This is a genomic window from Litorimonas cladophorae (assembly GCF_014652455.1).
Classification (GTDB): Bacteria; Pseudomonadota; Alphaproteobacteria; order Caulobacterales; family Maricaulaceae; genus Litorimonas; species Litorimonas cladophorae.
In genome coordinates this window covers 1,389,260-1,411,798 of the sequence record NZ_BMYV01000001.1, presented here as the reverse complement: position 1 = coordinate 1,411,798, position 22,539 = coordinate 1,389,260, and the positions used below count along the sequence as shown (strand labels likewise).

General features: G+C 52.8%; 26 protein-coding genes and 1 riboswitch. Of the genes, 14 read left to right on the top strand and 12 right to left on the bottom strand.

Annotation, left to right across the window (positions count from 1 at the left end; genetic code table 11):
* Nucleotides 1–2 precede the first annotated feature (2 nt).
* The 3 genes from IE073_RS06785 to IE073_RS06775 are packed head-to-tail and all read left to right on the top strand — an operon-like array spanning nt 3 to nt 1,704.
* On the top strand, nt 3–407 hold the full coding sequence (locus IE073_RS06785; RefSeq protein ID WP_189583073.1) for a DUF983 domain-containing protein: 405 nt from the start codon (nt 3–5) through the stop codon (nt 405–407).
* Nucleotides 404–1,141 carry an SURF1 family cytochrome oxidase biogenesis protein gene (locus IE073_RS06780; RefSeq protein ID WP_189583070.1) on the top strand — a complete coding sequence of 246 codons (738 nt, stop codon included), beginning with the start codon at nt 404–406 and terminating at the stop codon, nt 1,139–1,141. Before IE073_RS06785 ends, IE073_RS06780 begins: the two co-directional genes overlap by 4 nt.
* Nucleotides 1,138–1,704 (top strand): GNAT family N-acetyltransferase, encoded by a 567-nt coding sequence (locus IE073_RS06775; protein WP_233349877.1) that lies wholly within the window; start codon nt 1,138–1,140, stop codon nt 1,702–1,704. Before IE073_RS06780 ends, IE073_RS06775 begins: the two co-directional genes overlap by 4 nt.
* 10 nt (nt 1,705–1,714) lie before the next feature.
* Here IE073_RS06775 and IE073_RS06770 read toward each other — a convergent pair whose 3' ends face one another.
* Nucleotides 1,715–2,293, bottom strand: a complete 579-nt coding sequence (locus tag IE073_RS06770; RefSeq protein WP_189583067.1) for a YqgE/AlgH family protein — start codon at nt 2,291–2,293, stop codon at nt 1,715–1,717.
* Nucleotides 2,294–2,455: 162 nt separating this feature from the next.
* Between IE073_RS06770 and IE073_RS06765 the strand changes: the two genes are divergently transcribed.
* The 4 genes from IE073_RS06765 to IE073_RS06750 all read left to right on the top strand — a co-directional run bounded on the left by IE073_RS06765 (nt 2,456) and on the right by IE073_RS06750 (nt 4,980).
* Nucleotides 2,456–2,935, top strand: a complete 480-nt coding sequence (locus IE073_RS06765) for a peroxiredoxin (RefSeq protein WP_189583887.1) — start codon at nt 2,456–2,458, stop codon at nt 2,933–2,935.
* Nucleotides 2,936–3,021: 86 nt separating this feature from the next.
* Entirely contained in the window at nt 3,022–3,936 is a 915-nt protein-coding gene (locus tag IE073_RS06760; RefSeq protein ID WP_189583064.1) for an SPFH domain-containing protein, read from the top strand.
* Between the two features lie 11 nt (nt 3,937–3,947).
* Entirely contained in the window at nt 3,948–4,427 is a 480-nt protein-coding gene (locus IE073_RS06755; RefSeq protein ID WP_189583061.1) for an NfeD family protein, read from the top strand.
* 13 nt (nt 4,428–4,440) lie between these two features.
* A complete protein-coding gene (locus IE073_RS06750) occupies nt 4,441–4,980 on the top strand; it encodes a hypothetical protein (RefSeq protein ID WP_189583057.1) in 540 nt (179 codons plus the stop codon).
* A gap of 81 nt (nt 4,981–5,061) precedes the next feature.
* Here IE073_RS06750 and rnhA read toward each other — a convergent pair whose 3' ends face one another.
* Both rnhA and ispH read right to left on the bottom strand, forming a co-directional pair.
* Entirely contained in the window at nt 5,062–5,553 is a 492-nt protein-coding gene (gene rnhA, locus IE073_RS06745; protein ID WP_189583054.1) for a ribonuclease HI, read from the bottom strand.
* Nucleotides 5,553–6,536, bottom strand: a complete 984-nt coding sequence (ispH, locus tag IE073_RS06740) for a 4-hydroxy-3-methylbut-2-enyl diphosphate reductase (RefSeq protein ID WP_189583051.1) — start codon at nt 6,534–6,536, stop codon at nt 5,553–5,555. Before ispH ends, rnhA begins: the two co-directional genes overlap by 1 nt.
* Before the next feature lie 128 nt (nt 6,537–6,664).
* On the opposite strand from ispH, the gene IE073_RS06735 reads away from it, so the two are divergent.
* On the top strand, nt 6,665–7,252 hold the full coding sequence (locus IE073_RS06735; RefSeq protein WP_189583048.1) for a hypothetical protein: 588 nt from the start codon (nt 6,665–6,667) through the stop codon (nt 7,250–7,252).
* Nucleotides 7,253–7,256: 4 nt separating this feature from the next.
* On the top strand, nt 7,257–9,029 hold the full coding sequence (gene argS / locus IE073_RS06730; protein ID WP_189583045.1) for an arginine--tRNA ligase: 1,773 nt from the start codon (nt 7,257–7,259) through the stop codon (nt 9,027–9,029).
* A 49-nt stretch (nt 9,030–9,078) separates the two neighbouring features.
* Here argS and IE073_RS06725 read toward each other — a convergent pair whose 3' ends face one another.
* Nucleotides 9,079–9,447: a hypothetical protein gene (locus tag IE073_RS06725; protein ID WP_189583042.1), complete on the bottom strand. Its 369-nt coding sequence runs from the start codon at nt 9,445–9,447 to the stop codon at nt 9,079–9,081.
* Between the two features lie 118 nt (nt 9,448–9,565).
* Nucleotides 9,566–9,655, top strand: a riboswitch (glycine riboswitch).
* Between the two features lie 143 nt (nt 9,656–9,798).
* Here IE073_RS06725 and gcvT point away from each other — a divergent pair.
* From gcvT to gcvPB, 5 genes are all read left to right on the top strand, one after another.
* On the top strand, nt 9,799–10,965 hold the full coding sequence (gcvT, locus tag IE073_RS06720; RefSeq protein WP_189583039.1) for a glycine cleavage system aminomethyltransferase GcvT: 1,167 nt from the start codon (nt 9,799–9,801) through the stop codon (nt 10,963–10,965).
* Nucleotides 10,966–10,968: 3 nt separating this feature from the next.
* Nucleotides 10,969–11,340 carry a glycine cleavage system protein GcvH gene (gcvH, locus tag IE073_RS06715; RefSeq protein ID WP_189583036.1) on the top strand — a complete coding sequence of 124 codons (372 nt, stop codon included), beginning with the start codon at nt 10,969–10,971 and terminating at the stop codon, nt 11,338–11,340.
* A gap of 172 nt (nt 11,341–11,512) precedes the next feature.
* Nucleotides 11,513–11,713, top strand: a complete 201-nt coding sequence (locus IE073_RS06710; protein ID WP_189583033.1) for a hypothetical protein — start codon at nt 11,513–11,515, stop codon at nt 11,711–11,713.
* A complete protein-coding gene (gcvPA, locus tag IE073_RS06705; protein ID WP_189583031.1) occupies nt 11,714–13,060 on the top strand; it encodes an aminomethyl-transferring glycine dehydrogenase subunit GcvPA in 1,347 nt (448 codons plus the stop codon).
* A complete protein-coding gene (gene gcvPB / locus IE073_RS06700) occupies nt 13,057–14,625 on the top strand; it encodes an aminomethyl-transferring glycine dehydrogenase subunit GcvPB (RefSeq protein ID WP_189583028.1) in 1,569 nt (522 codons plus the stop codon). The genes gcvPA and gcvPB overlap by 4 nt, the downstream gene beginning before the upstream one ends.
* Nucleotides 14,626–14,797: 172 nt before the next feature.
* On the opposite strand, the gene IE073_RS06695 is transcribed toward gcvPB, so the two are convergent.
* The 8 genes from IE073_RS06695 to IE073_RS06660 form a co-directional block, all read right to left on the bottom strand.
* Nucleotides 14,798–15,298 carry a F0F1 ATP synthase subunit B family protein gene (locus tag IE073_RS06695; RefSeq protein ID WP_189583025.1) on the bottom strand — a complete coding sequence of 167 codons (501 nt, stop codon included), beginning with the start codon at nt 15,296–15,298 and terminating at the stop codon, nt 14,798–14,800.
* A 13-nt stretch (nt 15,299–15,311) separates the two neighbouring features.
* Nucleotides 15,312–15,875, bottom strand: coding sequence for a F0F1 ATP synthase subunit B family protein (locus IE073_RS06690; RefSeq protein ID WP_189583021.1), 564 nt, complete (start codon nt 15,873–15,875; stop codon nt 15,312–15,314).
* A gap of 26 nt (nt 15,876–15,901) precedes the next feature.
* A complete protein-coding gene (locus tag IE073_RS06685) occupies nt 15,902–16,129 on the bottom strand; it encodes a F0F1 ATP synthase subunit C (protein WP_189583018.1) in 228 nt (75 codons plus the stop codon).
* A 37-nt stretch (nt 16,130–16,166) separates the two neighbouring features.
* Nucleotides 16,167–16,937 (bottom strand): F0F1 ATP synthase subunit A, encoded by a 771-nt coding sequence (locus tag IE073_RS06680; RefSeq protein ID WP_189583015.1) that lies wholly within the window; start codon nt 16,935–16,937, stop codon nt 16,167–16,169.
* Entirely contained in the window at nt 16,934–17,296 is a 363-nt protein-coding gene (locus IE073_RS06675) for an AtpZ/AtpI family protein (RefSeq protein WP_189583012.1), read from the bottom strand. Before IE073_RS06675 ends, IE073_RS06680 begins: the two co-directional genes overlap by 4 nt.
* Nucleotides 17,297–17,498: 202 nt before the next feature.
* Complete coding sequence (gene smc, locus IE073_RS06670; RefSeq protein ID WP_189583007.1) at nt 17,499–20,951, bottom strand: chromosome segregation protein SMC; 3,453 nt, start codon at nt 20,949–20,951, stop codon at nt 17,499–17,501.
* A 3-nt stretch (nt 20,952–20,954) separates the two neighbouring features.
* Complete coding sequence (locus IE073_RS06665; protein ID WP_189583003.1) at nt 20,955–21,638, bottom strand: DsbA family protein; 684 nt, start codon at nt 21,636–21,638, stop codon at nt 20,955–20,957.
* 153 nt (nt 21,639–21,791) lie between these two features.
* Nucleotides 21,792–22,535, bottom strand: a complete 744-nt coding sequence (locus IE073_RS06660; protein ID WP_189583001.1) for a thioredoxin domain-containing protein — start codon at nt 22,533–22,535, stop codon at nt 21,792–21,794.
* Nucleotides 22,536–22,539 lie beyond the last annotated feature (4 nt).

Sequence of the window (22,539 nt, the reverse complement as noted above, 5' to 3'; positions counted from 1 at the left end):
ACATGAAAACACCTCGACGCGGCAGGCGACGCCTGCCGCCCGTTCAGACTGGCTTATCCGGTCGATGCCCCGAATGTGGGGAAGGGCAACTTTTTAAGGGGCTTCTGAGCTTTCAAGAGAGTTGCGCGGCTTGCGACGCCAGCTTCTTAGACGAGGATGCAGGTGACGGTCCCGCGATTTTCGTCATTTTCGCGGTCGGTATTTTTATCATTCCGATGGCACTCGCATTTCACATGCTGCTCGATCCCCCGCTCGCCGTCACATTCGTGATTTGGAGTTTGATCATTATCCTCTCTAGCCTTTGGCTCTTGCGCCTTATGCGCGGCGTTATGTTCAATATCGCGTGGCAGAGAAATGCGAGAGAAGTCCGTCTCCAAGATTTCAAAGGCAAGGACTCTGATACATGACGATGCGTCTTCGCCCCATGCCGTGGTTGACGGGCATTGTCGCCGTCATGCTCGTCATCTTAATTTCTCTGGGCGTCTGGCAGTTCCAACGGCTACAGTGGAAGACAAGTTTGTTGGCGGAGGTTGAAGCCTCCGTTACCTCACCACCACTGACCTCATTGGATGATTTGATACGCGCGATAGACGCGGGCGAACCCGTTGATTTCCGCCGAATTGCCTTCCAATCTTCACCGACAGGTGGCGAGCCTATCTATGCCGTCTACCGAACACAGCAAGGCGGAATCTATTGGGATTTATTCCAGCAATACGGTCCGATATTTGGCCGCTATGATACTGTATTAAGTGAAGCCAAACCCGACGGAACAGCCGTCAGTCCAACGAATATCGTTGCCGATGTGCTTGTGGGCTATGTCAGAGAAGATCACCCTATGGGGCGGGTTGAGGGCTGGTTGAAATCAAAACCCAATCGCAAAACCAATCGATGGTTCAAATTCAATCAAACAGGGGATTGGGGACGCCCAGATACGATTACGACCCATTATATTGATATCGCCACAAAACTCCCCTTTGACACGGCCGACCGAGGCGCGTCCGCAGCGGAAGCCTTACCTGTGCGTCGTCCGACGATCCGCAATAACCACCGTGATTACATGCTGACGTGGTTTTCTTTCGCTCTGTTGCTCATCATTTTCTATCTGATGATTCATCGACGGGCTGGACGCCTCACTTGGTGAATAGTCGAGGCATACATACAGTTTTAAGCGCGCAGGCGACGGGCGGCACGATCAGCATGGTGCATCCGCGATGGTCAGACTTTGACGCGTGGGCCGCATTACGGCGCGAAAATCTCGACTACCTTCGCCCTTGGGAACCTGATGTGACGACCCATGGCCTAAACCGCCCAGCCTATCGTGGCCGTTTGGCGCGTTTGAAAAAACTGGTTCAGCAAGACCGAGCCTATCCCTTCCACATATTCCGAGGCGAGACACTCGTCGGGGCTTGCAATATTACACATATTGATCGCGGGACCGCTCAGTCAGCGAAATTGGGGTATTGGATAGGCGAACAATTTGCGGGTCGTGGCTTTGCGCGGGCGTCCGTCGGTGCCGCCGCCACCTTCTGTTTTAATGGGCTAGGCCTCCACCGCGTCGAAGCTGCTGTTCAATGTGATAATGCCGCCTCAATCAAAGTGCTGGAGGCGAGCGGTTTCAGATTTGAAGGCAAAGCCAGAGGCATGTTGAAAATTAATGGGCAGTGGCGGGATCACGATATCTACGCGAAACTTAGTTCGGATTAAAAACGAGATTTTAAGCGCGGCCACCTGATTGGCTAAGGCTACTGGGATCTATTCCTATTGAGGACAAAGCCGTTGCCCATTTCCCATCGAAATCTGTTGAGAAAATCAGCGCATCATCAGCGTCCGTGACGAGCCAAGCATTACCCGCAATTTCGGCTTCCAATTGTCCTGCGCCCCAACCGGCATAGCCAATGGCCATCATAGCCCGTTGCGGGGGACTGACCGAGACAAGCGACTCCATCGCGTCCTTAGTCGGGGTCATGCCCAAGCTGTCCGACACCCTCAGCGACGTCTCGGGTCTATAATAATCCAGACTGTGAAGGACAAAGCCACGGTCCAAATCAACGGGGCCACCATCAAGTACTGGCGCGTCAGCAACCTGAACGTCACCTTCAATTCCAATTTGATCCAGTAAGTCAGAAATCAATAGGCCAGACTTGGCTTTGTTGATGACGAACCCCATCGCACCGGATTCGTCGTGACCCACGATATAGATAACGGAGAACGCAAAACGCGGATCCCCCATATCTGGCGTCGCCAGTAGAATCTTCGCGCGAAAGCTTTGTGTGTCTTGGGTTACATTCGTCATGCCTTATGATCAGCTTAAGCGTAGACGGGTTTAAATCAACTCTCCTGAACCTCTCTAAAAGAGACGATTTGCGTGGAAATCGAATTTCGACATCTTGCGCCGCTTTACAACCTTTCCTATATTTATCGAAAGACGATAAAATTTATTTGGGAGAATTACGATATGGCTATTCAAGAAGGGGACAAGCTCCCTACCGCTACGTTTATGAAAATGGGACCAGACGGACCTCAGCCTGTGAATACAGATGACGTTTTCGCTGGCAAGCGCGTCGCGCTATTTGCTGTACCTGGCGCCTTCACGCCAACCTGTTCGGCAAAACACCTGCCAGGCTATGTTGAAAAAGCGGCCATGCTGAAAGCACGCGGTATCGATGAGATTGCTTGCGTGTCCGTCAATGATGTCTTCGTCATGGGCGCTTGGGGACAGGCTGCCGGCAGCGGTGATGTCGACATGTTGGCCGACGGAAACGGTGACTTTGCCAAAGCGATTGGCTTGGAAATGGATGGAACGGGTTTCGGTATGGGCCAGCGCTCCCAGCGTTATGCTATGGTTGTCGATGATGGCACGGTTGAGCGCCTCTTTGTCGAAGGTCCCGGCGAGTTTAAAGTTAGTTCTGCGGAGCACATGCTGTCCGAGCTATAAGCTCACGGCCAAGCTTACGTCAGAAAATCGCGTCGCCAATACTCTGGCGGCGTCACAAATAATAATTGTCGAAAGGGGACAAAATTATGGAATTAGCAGGCATTATCCCAATTGCACTCGTTGTGTTGGCGGTCTTTATCGTGATGAAAACGGTCCGCATTATCCCACAGGGTTTTGAATGGACTCTGGAGAATTTCGGGCGTTATTCGGGGACATTGAAGCCTGGTCTGGCTTTCGTTATTCCGTTTTATCAGCGAATTTCTGCAAAGATGGATATGCGCGAGCGCGTCATTGATATTCCGAGCCAAGAAGTCATCACAAAAGACAACGTGATGGTTACAGCCGACGCCGTTGTCTTTATCCAAGTGATTGACGCGAAAATGGCAACTTATGAGGTTTCCAATTTAGGGAACGCCATTCAAAATCTTTGTTTGACCAATGTTCGAACAGTTGTGGGTTCTATGGATCTCGACGAGGTCTTGTCCAAGCGTGAGCAAATCAACGCGCAGCTCTTGGCGGTCATCGACCAAGCCACGGATACATGGGGAACCAAGGTCACCCGGATTGAAATCAAAGATCTTTCTCCGCCACATGACATCACCCAAGCGATGAACAAGCAGATGAAAGCCGAACGTGAAAAGCGCTCTGACATTCTGATCGCGGAAGGCATGAAGCAGTCCTCTATCCTAAAGGCGGAAGGCGAGAAGGAGGCCGCAATTCGTGAGGCTGAAGGCCGTAAAGAGGCCGCTTATCTCGACGCTGAAGCGCGTGAGCGGGAAGCTCAAGCCGAAGCGAAAGCCACAGAGATGGTTTCAACCGCGATTGCGCGTGGTGACGTTAACGCGATCAATTACTTTGTCGCGCAGGAATATGTGAAAGCCTTTGGTGAGTTGGCAAAAAGCCCGAACCAAAAGACCATCATTGTACCCGCTGAAATGTCCGGCCTCGCTGCGACTGTCGGCGGCATCAATGAACTGCTAGCGGGCGGTAAGAAGAAGTAGGGAGAACACGCATGGAATCTGATACCAACATCTTGCTGGCGTTCTTGGAATCTATGAACGCTACCCGTTGGGGATTGCTGGGAATAGGCCTGGTCGCTCTCGAATTGATCACGGGGACGACCTACATCTTGTGGCCGGCTGTGGCTGCGCTCATCCTGTCTCTATGGGTCTTTTTCCTACCTTTGTCCTGGGAACTTCAGTTCATCATGTTCTTTATTTTATCTGCGGCCTTGCTTGTCGTCGGGCACATCTATCTGCGCCCTTTAATGAAGTCTGGCACGCCCTCTGATCTGAACGATCCTGCACGGTCTATGACAGGGCGTCGGGTTGTGGCCTTCACTGACTTTGTGAATGGCCAAGGCCGCGTCACTGTCGGTGACACGCAGTGGAAAGCCAGTACAGAATTTGACGACCCAAAGGTTGGCGATGCGCTGGTGATCACGTCTGTGGCAGGGGCAACGCTCATTGTCCAACCTATCGTCAAAGCCTAATTGTCAGTCTGACATGACGCTTACAATTCAAAGCTTTGGCTCTCGCTTTTCGTTCGAAATGATCAAGGATGAGGTTGTGATCGGGGGCTTGGCCTATGCGTCCGAGATGCGTAGCCCTAAAGGAAATGCAGCTTTTGCTTCGGCAAAAGCGCATATTCATGGCGTCGATATTGAGATCACCGCGCAGAATTCCAATTCTATGCGCGGCGCGATGAAATTCTATATTTCTAAAGCGGACGACCGCATGGGCGAATTAGAATTTGATTGGAAAGGGCGAGGTAAGCTCGAGCTACGCCGTGTAGATGGCGGCAAAGACGAATTCAAAATCAAACCAAAAGGGGTCAATAGCTGGTGGTTTTTGGTCGAACAGAATGGCCATCCCATTCTGGAACTTCGCCCGACCGAGAAATTCAGTAAAGAATCTTACGATTTCGACGTCAGGCCGAGATCACGACGCATGCCACCTCGAATTATGGATGAGCTCTGCGTGTATTGCGGCTTTGCAGCCAATATTTATATGGCGAAAATGGCGAGCAGTTCTCGCGGACGGTAGGCCGATATCAAACTCTGGTGTTTGTGATTCAGTTCGGTTCAACAAAGTCTGAACTAGCGCAATAGACGTGCTTACAGCGGGCTAATTCGCCTTCTTTGCGCCCTTTGGAATACCTTGCCCGGCGAGTTCGTCTGCGCGTTCATTTCCTATGTCGCCCGCGTGACCCTTTACCCACTCCCACCGAACATTTCGGTTGGAATTTAAGGCATCGAGTTGTTGCCATAAATCTTTATTGACGACGGGTTTTCTGTCCGACTTTTTCCAACCCCGTTTTTTCCACCCGTGTATCCATTCGGTGATGCCTTTTAACACATAGGTCGAGTCAGTGAACAGGACGACGGGACCTTCGAAGTCCGGCTTTATTGCCTCTAGCGCTTTGATTGCCGCCGTCATTTCCATGCGGTTGTTGGTTGTATCGGTCTCACCGCCGCACATCTCTTTCGTTCGCTTGCCGTGGTACATAATAACGCCCCAACCGCCGGGTCCGGGGTTACCCAAGCACGCGCCATCGGTATAAATCACGAGCGCCCCGTCCAGTGCGCCGGGTTCGAGCGTTTTAGTTTTGCGGGGCATTATTTCTCGAGAAGTAAGCGCGGCAGGCGGAAGATGACTTTTTCTTTTATCACTTCTACCTCTTGGCATGTGACGTCATAGCGTGAGCGTAGCGCCGCTATCACGCCATCCGTAAGATATTCTGGCGCCGAAGCCCCCGCTGATAAGCCGATAGTCTCAGCCTTATCCACTGCGTCCCAATCAATCGAATCAGAAGACGAGATCAAAGCGGCCTTGTTTGCACCGGCTTTAGCCCCAACTTCGACCAAGCGTTTTGAATTGGACGACGCCACAGACCCAAGGACGAGCAAGAGATCACAGCGCTCGGCAATGGCTTTCACGGCAGCTTGGCGGTTGGTGGTTGCGTAGCAAATATCCTCTTTATAGGGCAGGGCAATGTCTGGAAAACGACTTTGGAGGGTCTCAATGATCTCTGAGGTGTCATCGACTGACAGGGTGGTTTGCGTCACCAAGGCCAATTTTTGACCCTCTTTCGGTGTAAAAGTCTGGGCGTCTTCATTCGTTTCGATCAGGCTCATCTGCCCGTCTGGCAATTGCCCCATGGTGCCAATAACTTCTGGGTGGCCTGCGTGCCCAATCAAAAGAATATGCAGGCCTTCCTTTGCGTGACGCTCGGCTTCAACATGGACTTTAGACACCAATGGGCAAGTTGCGTCTAGAAAAGTTAAGTCGCGCGCTTGGGCGGCTTTGGGCACTGATTTCGGTACGCCATGGGCAGAGAAGACGACAGGGCGATCATCGGGACATTCGTCCAGCTCATCCACAAAGACTGCGCCTAAGTCTGTCAGTCTTTGTACAACATGGCGATTGTGAACGATCTCATGTCGGACGTAGACGGGAGCTCCAAATTTTTCGATGGAGCGCTCCACAATTTGAATAGCACGATCAACGCCTGCACAAAATCCGCGCGGCGCGGCGAGCAAAACTGTCTTGTGTTTTCGTGCCAGTGAAGCATTGGCTTCGGGTGCAAGGGTTGCAGACATGAGGACTCCTTCATAATCCACACATTGCAGCGATGTGTGGATTTGATTACACCCTGCCTATAGCATTGGGATGCGGGCCGCGATAGGGCGGGGGACGTGTCAAAACAGGACCAGATCGGGACTTTTCCATGTCGATGAAAACCACACTTATCGGAGCAGCTGCTCTTTCATTCCTTGCGCTTGCAGGCTGTCGATCCACCCAAGAGGTGTTGGAAATCGGCGAAGCTGGTGAAGCCAATCCCGGACCGTGCCCGCGGGCTTTCGCGCTTTATGACGTTTCGCGAATCGTTGAAATTGGCGGCGATGGTGCGGAGCGTTTTGATAACGTCGGATTTACAGGCGAGATCGATAAGGTTCGGTCGTTCTGTCGTTATTACGCGGATCGCCCGATTGTCGGCGACCTCACAATTGATTTTTCTCTGGGGCGAGGCCCAGCTGCGGACGGGGACACTAAAACATACGCTTACTTTGTCGCCGTTACGCGGAAGAATATTGAAGTTATTGAGAAGGCCTATTTCCCGTTAACGGTCACATTTGCGCCTGGGCAAGATCGTATGCGCGTCACCGAAACGATCGACGAAATCACTATTCCCCGCGCCAATGACACAACATCTGGCGAGAACTTTGAGATCATCGTCGGTTTTGACGTCACGGAAGAGCAGCGCGCTTTCAACGCAGACGGAAAACGTTTCCGCGTCTCGGCCGGACAGCGCTAGTCCCATGCCGAGTATTTTGTCCGAATTGGACGGTGTCGCCCGCGCCGCTTTTGAAGCTTTGGGGTACCCTGCCGAAATAGCGGCTGTTCGCGAATCAGATCGCGGCGATGCGCCCTATCAATGTAATGGGGCCATGGCGGCCGCAGGAATTGCCAAGAAGCGCGGCGAAAAAGTAAATCCACGGGATATCGCGGCGCAAGCTGTTGCGAAGATGGAAGCTAGTCCAGCGATTGGTCAGCTGGAAATTGCGGGCCCCGGTTTTATCAATATTACACCCGCCTCGGCACTGCTGACGGCGCGCGCAAATGAGCTTTTATCTGACCCTGCCGCTGGCTTAGCGACAGAGACACCACAGACAATTGTGATCGATTACGGTGGAGCCAATGTAGCCAAACCCATGCATGTGGGCCATCTGCGGTCTGCAGTATTGGGCGAGGCCATCAAACGCATTCTTCGCGCCCAAGGACATAAGGTCATCGGCGATGTGCATATGGGGGATTGGGGGCTTCAAATGGGGCATTTGATTTCAGAGCTCGCCGAAGAACAGCCCACTCTTCCTTATTTTGACGACGATTATCAAGGCGCCTATCCGTCGGAATCGCCTGTCACGATGGAAGACCTCGCACGACTTTATCCTGCGGCCTCGAACAAGGCGAAATCCGACGCTGACCGCATGGAGCTTTCGCGTGTTGCTACGGCTCAACTTCAGTCAGGGCGTCGCGGCTACCGCGCGTTGCTGGATCATTTTATCGACGTTTCCGTCGCGGCCTTGAAAGTCGGGTATGGCAATCTTGGTGTTGAATTCGATCTTTGGAAAGGTGAGGCCTGCGTTGATCCTTTGATCCCTGACATGATCGAAGAGCTGAAGGCCGCTGGCATTGCTGAGGTCGACGATGGGGCCTTGATCATCCGCGTTAATGAGGGCGAAAAGGACAAGACTCCTCCGGTCATGTTGCTGGCCCGGACAGGGGCCGTTCTGTATCACACGACCGATTTGGCCACTTTGGTTGACCGGAAAACCGAAATTAACCCTGACAAAATTGTTTATGTTGTGGACCAGCGTCAAGCGCTACATTTCGAGCAAGTCTTTCGCGGTGCCGTCAAAGCGGGGTGGTATGACCGTGACCAGCTTTTCCACGCTGGCTTTGGCACCATGAATGGCAAAGACGGAAAGCCGTTTAAGACACGTGCAGGCGGTGTACTTCGCCTCGAAGACCTCATGGATATCATGAATGATGCTGCCCGAGAGCGCTTAGAGGCCTCTGGTATTGGCGCAGAGTTCGATGCGGAGGAACGCGCGGAAATTGCAAGAAAAGTTGGGTTAGCGGCGCTTAAATTTGCAGATCTGCAGAACCAGCGCATGACGAATTACATCTTTGATCCAGAACGCTTCACCGCATTTGAAGGAAAAACTGGGCCTTATTTGTTATACGCTGTGGTGCGGATTAAATCGATACTGCGCAAAGCCGCGTCAATGGGCGTTGAAGCGGGCGTGATTGACATTCAAGCAGACACAGAGAAGCAGCTTGTTCTGTCTTTAGATGCTTACGGTCGTGCGATCGAATTGGCCGCGGATAAATATGTACCGCATGTTCTGTGTGAGCATATTTACCGCGTTGCGCAGAGCTTTTCCCGATTTTACGCGGACTGTCCGATCTTGGCGGATGACGTCGCGCCTGAGGTGCAAGCCTCACGTCTGGCGCTGGCAAAGGCGACGCTCTCACAGTTGGAGCACGGGCTAAATCTGCTTGGAATCGAAGCGCCTGACCGGATGTAAGTCTTCGCGCCGAAACTCAAAACGCATCGGCGCGAATGAATAGCTAAGACTAACGCGGTGGGGTTTGCTGTTGATAAGCCTGCTGTACGCGCTGTTGTTGTTGCGCGGGTGTTGCTTGCTGTTGTGGCGGGGCTTGGAAAGCTGCCGGCACTTGGTTTTGCGCAGGATGCGGTGCGCGTGCGACCTGCTGCGGCGCGACACTTGGCGCTTGAACGGCGGGTGCAGCGACAGGCGCCTGAGTTGGCATGCGCAATGCGACAGGCTTTTTACCGTCAATCTCGCGTAAGCCTGAGGTAGCTTCCAGACATTTCGCATACATATCCAAAATGGCCTCTTGGTTGTTCTCGCCCCAAATGCCCACGCCTTTCAATTTTGAAAGAATCTCAAATGCGATTTCTTCTTTAGACTTGCCCGACATAAATTCACCAATGCTTTAAGTACGCTTTTATTCTTAGGCAGAAATAACACACAGGTCTTAAATTTTTGGTGGCAAGACAAGATTGACTCTTTCAGTAAAACAAAGCATCGGAATTCATCCCTACCAAGTGGGAGAGAGCGGCGAAAAGGCCGCCACCGAAGGCGCAACCGCCCCGGAAACGCTCAGGTGACAGGACCGCTTGGTGGTTAAAACGCTGGAAAGCGGAACTATTGGTTTAAGGTTCCCGCCGACGGAGTAAGCTTCGCGCGACTTGATGTTTCGTGGGGTCAATCTCTCAGGCCCAAAAGGACAGCTGGTGGCACAGGATTCGGCGAAAGCCGCAGTGCGCCTATGACCGACTTAAAAAAAACGGCCCTTCACGCCCAACACGTCGCCCTCGGTGCGAAAATGGTGCCTTTCGCAGGCTATGATATGCCTGTTCAATATCCACTGGGGGTCTTGAAAGAACACCTTCACACGCGTGAAAAAGCTGGTCTATTCGATGTGTCGCATATGGGCCAAGTGTTCCTAATGCCGACAGATAACGCGTTCGCGACGGCTGCCAAAGCGCTGGAAAAACTCGTTCCAGCCGACATTCAATCGCTAGAGCCAGGTCAGCAACGCTACTCGCAATTTCTGAACGAGCAGGGCGGCATTCTGGATGATTTGATGATCTCTCGCTTGGCGATGCCAGGATACGAACATGTGCTATATTTGGTGGTCAATGCGGGCTGTAAGGACGCCGACTACGCACATTTGGCGGCCCACATGCCAGACAATGTGAATGTCATGGTCAAGGATGATACGCTGTCCTTAATCGCCTTACAGGGGCCGCGCGCAGCTGACATCCTCAGCACATTTGCGCCCGCTGTTGAAGATTTGGTTTTCATGACTCACACCGACCTGGAACTCCAAGGTCCATTGGATACCCCAGTCTGGGCGCATGTTTCCCGCTCCGGTTACACGGGTGAAGATGGCTATGAAATCTCCGCGAAACATGAAGATATGGTCCGTTTGGTCGACGCGCTTTTGGCGCATGATGATGTGGAACCCGTCGGCCTAGGCGCGCGGGATTCCTTGCGGCTTGAGGCTGGGCTTTGTCTTTATGGCCACGATATTGATACATCCGTTTCGCCAATCGAGGCTGGACTTTTTTGGTCCATCCAGACACATCGCCGGGCTGCGGACGCAGGCTATTTGGGCGCGGCGCGTGTCGCGGCGGACATCGCCGATAAATCCAGCAAGCGCCTTGTGGGAATTTTACCAGACGGCCGCGCGCCAGCGCGTGAACACACAGAAGTCCAAGATATGCACGGAAACACCATTGGCGAAATTACATCAGGTGGATTCGGACCATCCTCGAGAGAGGGAGCTGGCGGTCCGGTCGCGATGGGATATGTCGCTCGAAAATTCACGAAAGTTGGAACCGACATTCAATTGATTGTGCGTGGTAAAGCGCGCCCTGCCAAGATCGTCAAACTCCCTTTCGCCCCTCATAATTACTTCCGCGGAGCCTAACTCATGAGTATTTATTTTACCGAAGACCACGAATGGATCAAAGTCGATGGCGACATCGGCACAGTTGGCATTTCGCCCTATGCGGCGAAGCAACTGGGTGACGTTGTTTTTGTTGAACTGCCAGAGATTGGCCGCGAAATGGACAAAGGTGACGAAGCCGCCGTTGTTGAATCCGTCAAAGCGGCTTCTGAAGTCTACGCCCCCGTTGGTGGTGAAGTTACAGAGGTGAATACCGTTCTCGAAGACGCGCCAGAAACCGTCAACGCGTCCGCCGATGGCGAGGGTTGGTTTTTGAAAATGAAAATTGCCGACGCCGATGAACTTGGCGCGTTGATGGATGAAGCCAAATATAAAGACTATTGCGACGGTCTTTAACGGTGCCAGAAGGGCTTACCAAAAAAGAGGGGGCGGTTTCACTTATCGGCCCCATTTTGATCGGTGGACTCGTCTGGATCGTTTTTGATTCGGTGGCTTTAGGACTGATCATAGGTCTCTTTGGTTTGCTTAGTCTTCGTGCGGCGCAAAACCGCGGGAAAAGAAATAACTGATGTTCCGCAACCCAATATTTCTGAAAATATGGGGCGTAGGGATTAGTGCACTCGGCCTCTGGCATATTGTCTCATGGCGACAAAACCTCGACCCGAATAAGGACGCGTTCACACTCTTCGCTGGCATCTTCTGCCTGCTCATTGGCGTTCTCGTCGTCACATTGAATTTAAGTAAATCCGATAAACGGAAAGATAATTAGATGCGTTACCTTCCCCTGAATAAAGATGACCGCACACAGATGCTCTCTGTGATTGGCGTCGATTCTATTGATGACCTGTTTGAAACCGTTCCCAAAGCGGCTCGGCTCGACGGGTTAATTGATCTACCCACCCATAAGTCCGAGCAAAGCGTGGAGCAGTTTTTTCAACGGCTTTCGAATAAATCGACGCCCGCAGGGAGTGTCCCATTTTTCTGCGGTGCAGGGGCCTATAAGCACCACATCCCCGCGTCAGTCGATCACCTCATTCAGCGGTCAGAGTTTTTGACCGCATACACGCCCTATCAACCTGAAATCAGCCAAGGCACTTTGCAAACATTGTTTGAGTTCCAGACGCAAGTCGCGCTTTTGACAGGTATGGAGGTTGCTAACGCCTCCATGTATGATGGATCAACGGCCTGTGCAGAAGCGGTTGTCATGGCGCACCGGGTTGCGCGGGGTAAGAAATCCAAAGCCATTCTCGCGCCGGGGCTACACCCGCATTACGCGGCGGCGACGCAAACCTTAGCTTCAACGCTCAGCATCAAAATTGATGAACGCGAATGTCGTATGGGCCGCGATGATAACGTCATTAATCACATTGACGATGACACGTCTTGCGTCGTTGTTCAGTCGCCCAATGTTTTCGGCGAAATTGTTGACTTGCGCCCGATTGCTGAAAAAGCCCATGCTCACAACGCGTTATTGATTGCTGTATTCACGGAACCCGTTGCCCTCGCTGCGATTACGCCGCCGGGTGAACAAGGGGCGGATATCGTGGTTGGCGAAGGTCAAGGTCTCGGTGTCGGCCTCGCATTTGGCGGGCCGCATGTCGGACTGTTCGCCTGTCGTCAGAAACTTGTACGACAAATGCCAGGTCGCGTGTGTGGCGAGACTGTTGATGCAAATGGCGATCGTGGCTTCGTGCTGACATTGTCCACGCGCGAACAACATATCCGCCGTGAAAAAGCGACATCGAACATTTGCACCAACTCGGGTCTGTGCTGTCTCGCCTTCACCATACATATGAGCCTTTTAGGCGATGCCGGTATTCAGAAGCTGGCAACATTGAACCATGAATATGCCTGCCATTTGGCAGACGTTTTGGATGCAATTGACGGTGTGAGCGTTGAGAATGAGACATTTTTCAACGAGTTTACTGTGCGCTTGAATAAGCCAGCGGCAGATGTCGTTCAGGCGCTTGCCGACCAAGGTATCTTGGGGGGAGTTCCGCTTACGCGCCTCGCACCAGATGGAGATCCCAACCTCCTGCTGGTTTGCGCAACAGAAACATCATCAGAAGAAGATATTGCGGCCTTTGGGTCGGCTTTGACGGAGATTTTGTCATGAATAACACAGGTCGTCCGACATCGCCCGAAGCGGCGAATATGAATGAGCGCGTCACTGTCTCTGGCTCCAAAGGCCTTGATCAGGCGGAAAACCTGATCTTTGAAGTTGGAACGCCTGAGCGCACAGGCGTCGACTTGCCCGAGCCTAAAGGCCGTCCAAGCCGTTTGGGAAATCATGCGCGTCAGGGACAGATCGGTTTGCCAGGCCTGTCCGAACCAGAAACCATGCGCCATTACGTGCGCTTGTCGCAGAAAAATTATGCGATTGATCTGGGCGTTTATCCGTTGGGCTCTTGCACGATGAAGCATAACCCGCGTCTGAATGAGAAGGTTGCCCGCATGCCAGGCTTTGCGGACGTTCATCCTTTGCAGCCAGTTTCTACGGCCCAAGGTGCTCTGGAGGTCATGTCTGTGCTGTCACATTGGCTAATGACGCTCTGTAACATGCCTGCCGTGGCTCTTACGCCTAAAGCTGGCGCTCATGGCGAGCTTTGCGGTATGATGGCCATTCGTGCGCGCCTCGATCATGATGGCGCGTCCCATAAGCGCCGCGTGCTCGTGCCCGAAAGTGCCCATGGGACGAACCCCGCAACCGCTGTTCAATGCGGCTTTACGGTCGATGAAATTCCAGCCAATGCGGGCGGACGTGTCGATATGGTAGCGCTGCGGGCCAAGTTAGAAGGTGCGGGTAAGGACTCTGATATCGCGGGGATCATGCTCACCAATCCAAATACATGCGGGTTGTTCGAGTCTGATATTTTGGAAATCGCCAGCCTGATCCATGATGCGGGTGGTTACTTCTACTGCGATGGCGCAAACTTTAATGCCTTGGTTGGACGTGTACGTCCGGGCGATCTGGGCGTTGATGCCATGCATATCAATTTGCACAAGACATTCTCAACGCCGCATGGCGGGGGCGGCCCAGGGTCGGGACCGACGGTCCTGTCTGATGCTTTGAAAGATCATGCGCCTGTTCCTTATGTTGTGAAAACTGAGGACGGCGGATTTGATCTGGTTGAGAACCCTGATGAAAAAAGCTTCGGCCGCATGTGCGCCTTCCACGGAAATATGGGCATGTATACGCGTTCATTGGCCTATATGATGAGCCACGGTTCCGATGGTTTGAAACAGGCGACAGAAGACGCCGTGTTGAACGCCAATTATGTGCAAGCTTCACTGTCCGATGTGATGACGACAGCCTTTGAAGGGACGTGTATGCATGAAGCCTTGTTCGATGATCGGTTCCTAAAAGGGACAGGGGTGGAGACACTCGACTTCGCCAAGGCCATGATCGACGAAGGCTATCACCCGATGACGATGTATTTCCCTCTCGTTGTTCACGGCGCGATGTTGATCGAGCCTACAGAGTCTGAGAGCAAAGGCGAGCTAGATCGGTTCATCCAATCGATGCGGAGTTTAGCGTTACGCGCGCAGGCAGGCATGGTGGAAAGCTTCAAAAACGCACCTGTCTATGCACCGCTGCGACGTCTGGATGAGACCCAAGCCGCCCGCAAGCCTATCCTACGTTGGACGCCTCCCGCTGATGTTGCCGAGGCCGCTGAGTAGGTTCTCATCCGCAATTGAACGTTATTTTAAAGCCTCCCGCAGGGGAGGTTTTTTTATGCCTAAATTTAGAGATCTGTCGCTTCGATGCTCGTTGAAGATTGATCAGGAATTTGAGCATAAAAAAAGCCGCCTCATAGGGCAGCTTTTTGAAATAAGGTTTGACTATCGAAGCCTAGCCGAGAGACGTACCCATCTGCTTGATACCCTCTTGGATCAATTTGGATTTCTCTGCTGCGGACAGTTTTGTCCGCAGAAGTTTCTCAGCTGTATCCATGGCGAGGTCAGCGGCCTTAGCTTTCACTTCATTCATGGCCTGAGCTTCTGCGTTGGCGATTTTCGCTTCTGCTTGAGCACCGCGACGTTCCAAACGCTCAGCGAGGTCCTTTCGAGCTTGCACAGCCATATTCTCCGCGTCAGCGCGAGCTTGCTTCACAATGCTCTCAGCTTGATCCTCAGCTTCTTTCTGCTTGCGTTGGTAAGAGGCCAAGAGCGTCTGCGCTTCTTCGCGAAGGCGACGGGCTTCGTCGAGTTCCGCGCGGATAGCGTCAGAACGTGCATCCAAAGCACTGGCGATTTTTTTGTGTACGCCGACGTAAAACATTGCAGCGAGGAACAAAAGAAGTGCGATAAAGACCCAAGTGGTCGGGTCGCTGATATCAGACGTGAAATGCATTAATCCGGCCTCCCTAGTTCAATGCAGACTTAACGGCCGCCAGTGTCACAGTTTTACCTGTGAGCGCAGCGACAACAGCCTGTGCAGCTTCTGCTGCGACGGTTTCGATATTGCCGAGCGCTTCGGTCCGAACTTGTCGGATACGTGTTTCAGCAGCTTCAGCAGCCTTATCCGCGACAGCATCAGCTGCGGCGAGTTCGGTTTGAATTTCAGCGTCCACAGACTGTTTCGTCGTTTCAGCAACGTTCATCGCTTTCGTACGGGCGTCAGCGAGTGAACGGGTGTAGGCTTTTTCGGCCTCTTCCGCCTCGCGCTGCATGCGCGAAGCTTGGTCGAGATCATCAGCGATGCGCGATCCCCGCTCCTCAATTGTCTCACCTACGCGTGGCAGGAAGACTTTTGAGAGCAAAAGATAAAGCGCGAAAAATGTTAGGAAAAACCAGAACAGCTGTGACGGGAAATAGGCCGGATCAAAGGGTGGAAACACCCCTGAACCGCCATCTTTGCCAGCGTAGTCGCCAGCTGTTTCAGCCGCGGCCATTAGCCAGTTCATCTTATCCATTAACGCGTCGTGCATCGTCGTACCTTGTTAGGTTAAATGTTCTAAACGACGAACATTAGGATGAGGGCAACGGCGAATGAGAAGATGCCGAGGGCCTCTGTCACGGCGAAGCCGAAGATGAGGTTGGAAAACTGACCTTGAGCCGCAGATGGGTTGCGCAAAGCGCCTGCGAGGTAGTTACCAAAGATGTGGCCAAGACCGATACCGGCGCCGGCCATGCCGAGACATGCAATGCCTGCACCGATGTATTTTGCTGCTTCTGCTTCCATGATGATCTCCTTGAGAAAGCGGTTTATTAGGCGGTAATTAGTGGTGTCCAGGATGCAGGGCATCCGAGAGGTAGACACTTGTCAGCAATGCAAACACATAGGCCTGAACAAATGCGACAAGGAATTCGAGCGGGATAAGCGCGACGGTCAAAGTGAACGGAACGACTGAACCTACAGCTGTAAGTCCGCCTGCCGCAAACATCGAAATGGCGAAACCTGCGAAGAGTTTAAGTAGAATATGACCCGCGAACATGTTGGCCCAGAGACGAACAGACAGGGAAATCGGACGGGACAAAAATGAGATAATCTCAAGAAGAGATACAAATGGCTTAATTGCCATCGGAATTCCTGCGGGCCAGAAAATCTTGAGGAACCCAAAGCCGTTTTTCCACACACCAAACCCAACGACGACGCACATAACGATCATCGCCAAGGCGAATGTTACAATAATATGGCTGGTTGTCGTGAAGAAATAAGGGATCATACCCAGCATGTTGGCGAAAAGCACAAAGATGAAGATCGTGAACACAAGAGGGAAGAAGCGCATGCCCTCTTTGCCTGTGGAGGCTTTGAGCGTGTCAGCAACAAACTCATAGGTGACTTCAAGAATTGATTGGGCGCGGCCAGGGATGAGCTGCTTTTTGGATGAGAGCAAGAACCAGAGGGCAACGCAGCCCAAAGTTACGAGCATCATCAAAGATGAATTTGTAAAGGATAGGTCGAAATTACCGATTTTCAGTTCAGCGAGCTTATGCAGCTGAAACTGTGCCGTCGGATCTTTTGCGACAATGGGAAGCCCAAAGTTCATGCGTCGTCACCCTCGTCAAACTCTGGAGGAAGATCCTCGCCCGAGCCGTCCATACCTTCGCGAGCTGCACGCACGACGTTCATAACGCCAGCGCAAAAGCCCAGAAATAAACCAATCAGCAAACCAAAGGGCGAAACTCCGATTAGTTTATCAGCGCCCCAACCGAGCGCCGTACCAACCAAAACCGCCGCTGAAAATTCGCTGGCATATTTTAAGCCTTCGCCAATATTTGAACCTGAGGTCTGCGTTGGTTCCACTTCGGGGGCATGCTTGGCTTTCAAAGCGTCGAGTTTTTTACTCAACGTATCCAGGTCAGGCGTGTCCGTAGATGGTGTGTCGCGTCCTTCAGAATCGATCATAGCATTAGCTCAAAGCCCCCGAAAGAACCCCCTTCGAAAGCGGCCCCTACCTAACGAAGGGGATAGGGGAAGTCAACTGAATGGGGTGCGGGTCCAAGTTACTGATAACTAAGTATAAATCACTTTTGCTACGATGTTTTTTCAGCCTGTGAATGAATGCCGCGCCAAGACTCGGACAGATGAGCCGAAGGTGCTGGAATAGCTATTCTGCAGCCACGAGTGCGGCAGCTTTGGATAGCTCAATAGAAAGTAGCTGAGAAACACCTTGCTCTGCCATTGTTACCCCAAACAGGCGGTCCATGCGGCTCATTGTGACCGGATTATGTGTGATCGCAATGAATTTGGTGTTCGTGTTCTTCTTCATATCGTCAAGCAAGTCACAATAACGCGCGACATTGGCGTCATCCAGCGGGGCGTCGACCTCGTCCAAAACACAAACGGGGGCTGGATTCGAAAGGAAAACCGCAAAGATGAGCGCCGTGGCTGTCATCGCTTGCTCGCCGCCTGACAAAAGCGACATAGCTTTTAAGGATTTTCCGGGCGGACGGGCCATAACCTCCAAGCCAGCTTGCAAAGGATCATCCGACTCGGTCAAAGCAAGCGCAGCCTCACCGCCGCCGAACAATGTCTGGAAGAGGCGACCAAAATGATCGTTGACCGTGTCAAAAGCGGCGAGGAGACGTTGGCGCCCTTCTGTGTTTAGCTCATCAATGCCTTCGCGTAGACGCGCAATGGCCGCAATGAGGTCTTCACGTTCCGCAACCATGGCAGAAAGACGCTCTTCCTGTTCAACAGCTTCTTCATCCGCCCGTAAATTCACGCCACCCATTTTTTCGCGCTCGGTATTCAAACGTTCGAGCTTTCGTTCGATATCATTTTCCGACAGTGCGGATTCGGCTGTCAGTTCGCCCAGATGTGTTTTCAACTCAGAGGGTTCACAATTCAGCGTTTCATTCACGCGAGCTTTTGTCTCGCCGATACGTTCTTGCGCGGCCGTCAACCGCGCCGCAGAGGCGGCTCTGGCTTCGCGCGCGGCACCGGCGGCGGTTTCGGCATCGCGGGCGGATTGGACAGCCTGCTGTGTTTCTTTTTCGGACAAGCTCAATGCATCCGCAGCCGCTGTCCGACGAGCTTCAGCAGAGGCAAGATCGGCGAAAAGCTGCGTGCGCCTTTCCGCGAATTTATCTGGCCCATCTGTCGCGGCCGCTAGCGACATATCGACGGCGGATCGACGATTCTCTAAAGTGGCTACCCGCTTGCTGGCGCTGTCCGAACGGCGGGCCCAATTGGCGCGCTCTGTTTCAACAGCCTTCAAGCGCGCGGCGCGAGCCTCAGACTCATTGGCAAGGCTCCGATATTGTGCAGTGGCATCGTCTGCGACATCGCGCGCTTGCCCCAATCGCGTTTCTAGATCAGCGCGCTGGGCAGATAAATCTTCGCCACCAGAATGCGCTGCCAAGTTTTCTTCTGCGGCCAAGACCTGTTTGTCTATCTCTTCGGCTTCTGCGCCTAAGCGGGCAATTCGATCTTCTAAGTTAGACTTTTGCGCCGAAGCCCGGGCAATGTCAGTTTCATACTGCGCCATTGCAGCCTGAGCGGCGCGATCTGCGCGTTCCAAATCGGGCAATATTTTTCGAGCGTCTCGAGCGGCATTATCGGCGGCTTGACGCGCCTCTCTTGCGGCTTCGAAAGTGGCCGTGGCCGACTCCACTTTGTCGTCGGCCGCGCTGATTTCAGCCGTCAATTCGTTTACACGGTTTTGTTGTTTAAGCTTGATCGCCGCTGAGGTCTCAACGCCTGCTGCGATTGTAAATCCATCCCAACGAACAACGTCGCCGCGCGGGGACACAAGGCGTTGACCCGGTTTTAGCTCTTTAGCTTTCGCGTGAATATCATCAACCGAGGCGACGCCAATTTGCGACAACCGCGCTTCTAGTTCCGTTGGCGCCGTTATGTGGTCTGTGATGGGATCAACACCAGCCGGCAGGCTTTGGGTAGGCACATCGGCTCCATCCCAGCGTAATCCCGCAGATCCCCCAACGGCAGCATCAAGATCTTCGCCGAGGACGGCGGCTAATGCTTGCTCAAAACCGGCCTTCGCCTGAACGCTATCGAGCGCCGGCGTCCAATCCGCTGACGCCGAGCGGCGCAGAACATTTTCTAAGGCCGATTTTTCGGCGGTCAGTTTCTGAGCGGCTTGGCGCACAACAGATAGGTTTTCGCGAGCGATACGGTCATTGTCTTCTGTTTTTGCTTTTTCAGCACTCAGACGTTGCTCAGTCGCGCGCGCCGCCTCTAATTTTTCAAGCGCCTCTTTGGACGCTGCGCCAAATAGATTGGCGTTGCCAAAACTTTCCGTGTCCAAACCGTCCAATTTGTCTTGCGTTTGCTGCAACTCAATTCGGACGCGAGAGCGGCGTTGCTGCACTTGGGTCAGTTCGCGTTCCGCCGATTCACGACGTGCCGCTTGGTCGGCAGTTTTCCGCGTAAGCTCATTAAAGTCCGCATCCAAACTGTTGCGGGCTTTAAGGGCCTCAGCCGCAGCGTCTGCGGCGGCGTCTAGGGCGGCGGAGATATCTTTAAGTGCAGAAAGTTCCGCATGTTCGGCCGCTAAGCGTTCCTCGGCTTTCGCCGCGTCATTTACCACGTCCTGTTCGTGTGACAGGTCAGATGTAATATCAGCCAGCTGCGCTTCCAGTTTACGCACTTCGGATTTTGCCGTCTCTTCATCTTGCTCCAAGGCCTCTTTTGCGGCGTTGAGGCGAGCGAGCAAGGCGGCGGCGATTAACTGCTCTTCGCGCTTAGGCTCCAATAACCCAGAGAGTTCATCGGCGCGGCGCATGGCTTCAGAGGCTTGGATTTGCGTATCCGCGACGGTTTTTTCGCGTTCTCGCAAATCAGTTTGCGCTGTTTCCAAGGTATCGAGCGCAAATTGCCAACGTTTCAGCCAGAGGAGCGCTTTATATTCATGGATTTCTCCCGCGAGACGTTTGTAACGAGAGGCTTGGCGCGATTGTCGGCGAAGCGATAGAAGTTGGCTTTCGATCTGACCGACGATGTCTTCCAATCGGTCCAAATTGGTTTCAGCTGCCCGCAGACGAAGTTCGGCTTCGTGGCGGCGCGAGTGCAATCCTGAAATACCCGCAGCCTCTTCAAGGATGCGTCGACGATTAGAGGGTTTGGCAGCGATTAACTCAGAAATTTGACCCTGACGGACAAGCGCAGGGGAGTTGGCCCCCGTCGACGCATCAGCGAAAAGCAGTTGGACGTCTTTGGCGCGAACAGTCTTGCCATTGATCTTATATTTGGATCCCTTGTCCTTTTCGATGATGCGCATGATTTCCAGCGTGTCTTCATCATTAAAGGCAGGTGGTGCTATACGAGCGGAGTTATCAACCGTGATCGTGACATGCGCTTGATTGCGTCCTGGGCGAGTTTTCGTACCGTTGAAGATGACATCTTCCATGGCCGCGCCGCGCATTGCTTTTGCAGAATTCGCGCCCATGACCCAGCGGATCGCTTCAAGAAGATTGGATTTGCCACAGCCATTCGGCCCGACGATGCCTGTCAGGCCTGGCTCAATGAGAAACTCTGTCGGTTCGACGAAAGATTTAAAGCCCGTCAGCTTAATAGAATTGAAGACGAGCGATCCCATGGATTAGTCTTCTGTTGTTTCCGCAGGCACAGTTTCGCCGAGTAGTGGCAAAATAACCGCTTCGAGAGACTCAAGATCATTTTTTGCGACCTTCTTACCATTCACAAAGAACGAAGGTGTACCTGTGACGCCCTGATCCATGCCCATTTGTGTAAATGTGTCATAGCGCGCGGTCACTTCTGGGTCGCTCATACAGGAAATGAACTCGTCTTCGGATAAGCCAGACGCTTTCGCGAGACTGACATAGGCTTGGCGCAGCTGGCCGCGTTGTCCCATTTCAAAGATTTGCGCCTGACGATCAAACTGGATTTTGACGTTTTTGAAGAATTTATCCCGATCACCGCAAAGGGCTAACTTATGGCCCGCCGTTGCGATTTCGATGTTAGAGGCTGGGAACGGACGAAAGACATATTTGACTTTGCCTGTGTCCACATACTTCGACTTTATTTCGGGATAGACGTTCTGGTGCCAGTAAGCGCAGCCGGGGCAAGCGACAGACGCATATTCCACAAGTGTGACGGGGGCATTCGCATCGCCCAAGATATAATCGTCTGCGATTGTATATTTTCCGTCGGCGCCACCAGTTGAAGGCGTTTCACCGCCAGACCCACTACAAGCACTCAAAGCAAGGGTCGCCCCTGCCAGCAAAAGTACAAAACGTCTCGAAAGCGAATCAAAATTGGTCATAAATCTAACTCTTGGGATTTGGCCGAATTTAGCAAGGGCAGGGCCTGCGCACCGCCTAAATTGGTTGTGGGTGAATAGGTTGTGGCGAAATATACCCGATAAATACAGGCTAAATCGATCTAAGACAGCCTAATTAGCATCTGAACGGCCGGCTCAGTCGTGTGAATGTCCTGCATGTGTATTTGCGGGTTTGATACCTTCGGGAAGGAAAGAGAGGCCTTTTTCGTCCATCTCTGAAATGAGGTCGACGAGGCTCTCAGCGTCTGAAGCGCCCTTATAGGCTTCGCCATTAATAAAGAAGGCGGGAACGCCTTTGACTTTGGCGGCACGCGCGCGATCAGAATTGGTCTGAATATGCGCCAGCATGTCTGGGTTGCGAAGGCAGGCCGTGATGGCTTCATCATCTTCCATACCTGCAAGGTTTGCGATCTTGTTATAAGCCTCTCGACCGCGACCTTCGCTGGCATCTTTAAATATCGCATCTTGATTTTCCATTTGATATTCGATGACGTCCATATGATCGGTAAACGGAGCGCATTCAGCCAGCAGGAAGCCCGTCATGGCCATTTGCGCTGGCGCTGTCGGAAATTCGCGAAAAACGACGCGTAATTTGCCCGTATCGATAAGCTCGGATTTAACGGCGGGCCAATCTTCGGAAAACCAAGTTCCGCAATGCGGGCAGGTTACAGACGCCCAGACGATCAGCGTTATCGCGGCATCTTCGCTACCCATCGCGTGATCATCGGACGCTTCAGCCGTCGCGAAGTCCGTCACCAATTTAGGGAGCTCTAACGATGCTGCGCTTTTTTCGTCGGATTGGGCCACCGCAGGGACCGCGGACAGCGCGGTTGAGGCCAGCGCCAATAAAAGTGCCGGGATAAGAGTAAATCGGTTCATCTTT

What these genes read in the sequence shown, in the direction of transcription:
- IE073_RS06785 (WP_189583073.1), top strand. Translation starts at nt 3, where the DNA reads ATGAAAACACCTCGACGCGGCAGGCGACGCCTGCCGCCCGTTCAGACT.
- IE073_RS06780 (WP_189583070.1), top strand. Translation starts at nt 404, where the DNA reads ATGACGATGCGTCTTCGCCCCATGCCGTGGTTGACGGGCATTGTCGCC.
- IE073_RS06770 (WP_189583067.1), bottom strand. Translation starts at nt 2,293, where the DNA reads ATGACGAATGTAACCCAAGACACACAAAGCTTTCGCGCGAAGATTCTA.
- IE073_RS06765 (WP_189583887.1), top strand. Translation starts at nt 2,456, where the DNA reads ATGGCTATTCAAGAAGGGGACAAGCTCCCTACCGCTACGTTTATGAAA.
- IE073_RS06760 (WP_189583064.1), top strand. Translation starts at nt 3,022, where the DNA reads ATGGAATTAGCAGGCATTATCCCAATTGCACTCGTTGTGTTGGCGGTC.
- IE073_RS06755 (WP_189583061.1), top strand. Translation starts at nt 3,948, where the DNA reads ATGGAATCTGATACCAACATCTTGCTGGCGTTCTTGGAATCTATGAAC.
- IE073_RS06750 (WP_189583057.1), top strand. Translation starts at nt 4,441, where the DNA reads ATGACGCTTACAATTCAAAGCTTTGGCTCTCGCTTTTCGTTCGAAATG.
- rnhA (WP_189583054.1), bottom strand. Translation starts at nt 5,553, where the DNA reads ATGCCCCGCAAAACTAAAACGCTCGAACCCGGCGCACTGGACGGGGCG.
- ispH (WP_189583051.1), bottom strand. Translation starts at nt 6,536, where the DNA reads ATGTCTGCAACCCTTGCACCCGAAGCCAATGCTTCACTGGCACGAAAA.
- IE073_RS06735 (WP_189583048.1), top strand. Translation starts at nt 6,665, where the DNA reads ATGTCGATGAAAACCACACTTATCGGAGCAGCTGCTCTTTCATTCCTT.
- argS (WP_189583045.1), top strand. Translation starts at nt 7,257, where the DNA reads ATGCCGAGTATTTTGTCCGAATTGGACGGTGTCGCCCGCGCCGCTTTT.
- IE073_RS06725 (WP_189583042.1), bottom strand. Translation starts at nt 9,447, where the DNA reads ATGTCGGGCAAGTCTAAAGAAGAAATCGCATTTGAGATTCTTTCAAAA.
- gcvT (WP_189583039.1), top strand. Translation starts at nt 9,799, where the DNA reads ATGACCGACTTAAAAAAAACGGCCCTTCACGCCCAACACGTCGCCCTC.
- gcvH (WP_189583036.1), top strand. Translation starts at nt 10,969, where the DNA reads ATGAGTATTTATTTTACCGAAGACCACGAATGGATCAAAGTCGATGGC.
- IE073_RS06710 (WP_189583033.1), top strand. Translation starts at nt 11,513, where the DNA reads ATGTTCCGCAACCCAATATTTCTGAAAATATGGGGCGTAGGGATTAGT.
- gcvPA (WP_189583031.1), top strand. Translation starts at nt 11,714, where the DNA reads ATGCGTTACCTTCCCCTGAATAAAGATGACCGCACACAGATGCTCTCT.
- gcvPB (WP_189583028.1), top strand. Translation starts at nt 13,057, where the DNA reads ATGAATAACACAGGTCGTCCGACATCGCCCGAAGCGGCGAATATGAAT.
- IE073_RS06695 (WP_189583025.1), bottom strand. Translation starts at nt 15,298, where the DNA reads ATGCATTTCACGTCTGATATCAGCGACCCGACCACTTGGGTCTTTATC.
- IE073_RS06690 (WP_189583021.1), bottom strand. Translation starts at nt 15,875, where the DNA reads ATGCACGACGCGTTAATGGATAAGATGAACTGGCTAATGGCCGCGGCT.
- IE073_RS06685 (WP_189583018.1), bottom strand. Translation starts at nt 16,129, where the DNA reads ATGGAAGCAGAAGCAGCAAAATACATCGGTGCAGGCATTGCATGTCTC.
- IE073_RS06680 (WP_189583015.1), bottom strand. Translation starts at nt 16,937, where the DNA reads ATGAACTTTGGGCTTCCCATTGTCGCAAAAGATCCGACGGCACAGTTT.
- IE073_RS06675 (WP_189583012.1), bottom strand. Translation starts at nt 17,296, where the DNA reads ATGATCGATTCTGAAGGACGCGACACACCATCTACGGACACGCCTGAC.
- smc (WP_189583007.1), bottom strand. Translation starts at nt 20,951, where the DNA reads ATGGGATCGCTCGTCTTCAATTCTATTAAGCTGACGGGCTTTAAATCT.
- IE073_RS06665 (WP_189583003.1), bottom strand. Translation starts at nt 21,638, where the DNA reads ATGACCAATTTTGATTCGCTTTCGAGACGTTTTGTACTTTTGCTGGCA.
- IE073_RS06660 (WP_189583001.1), bottom strand. Translation starts at nt 22,535, where the DNA reads ATGAACCGATTTACTCTTATCCCGGCACTTTTATTGGCGCTGGCCTCA.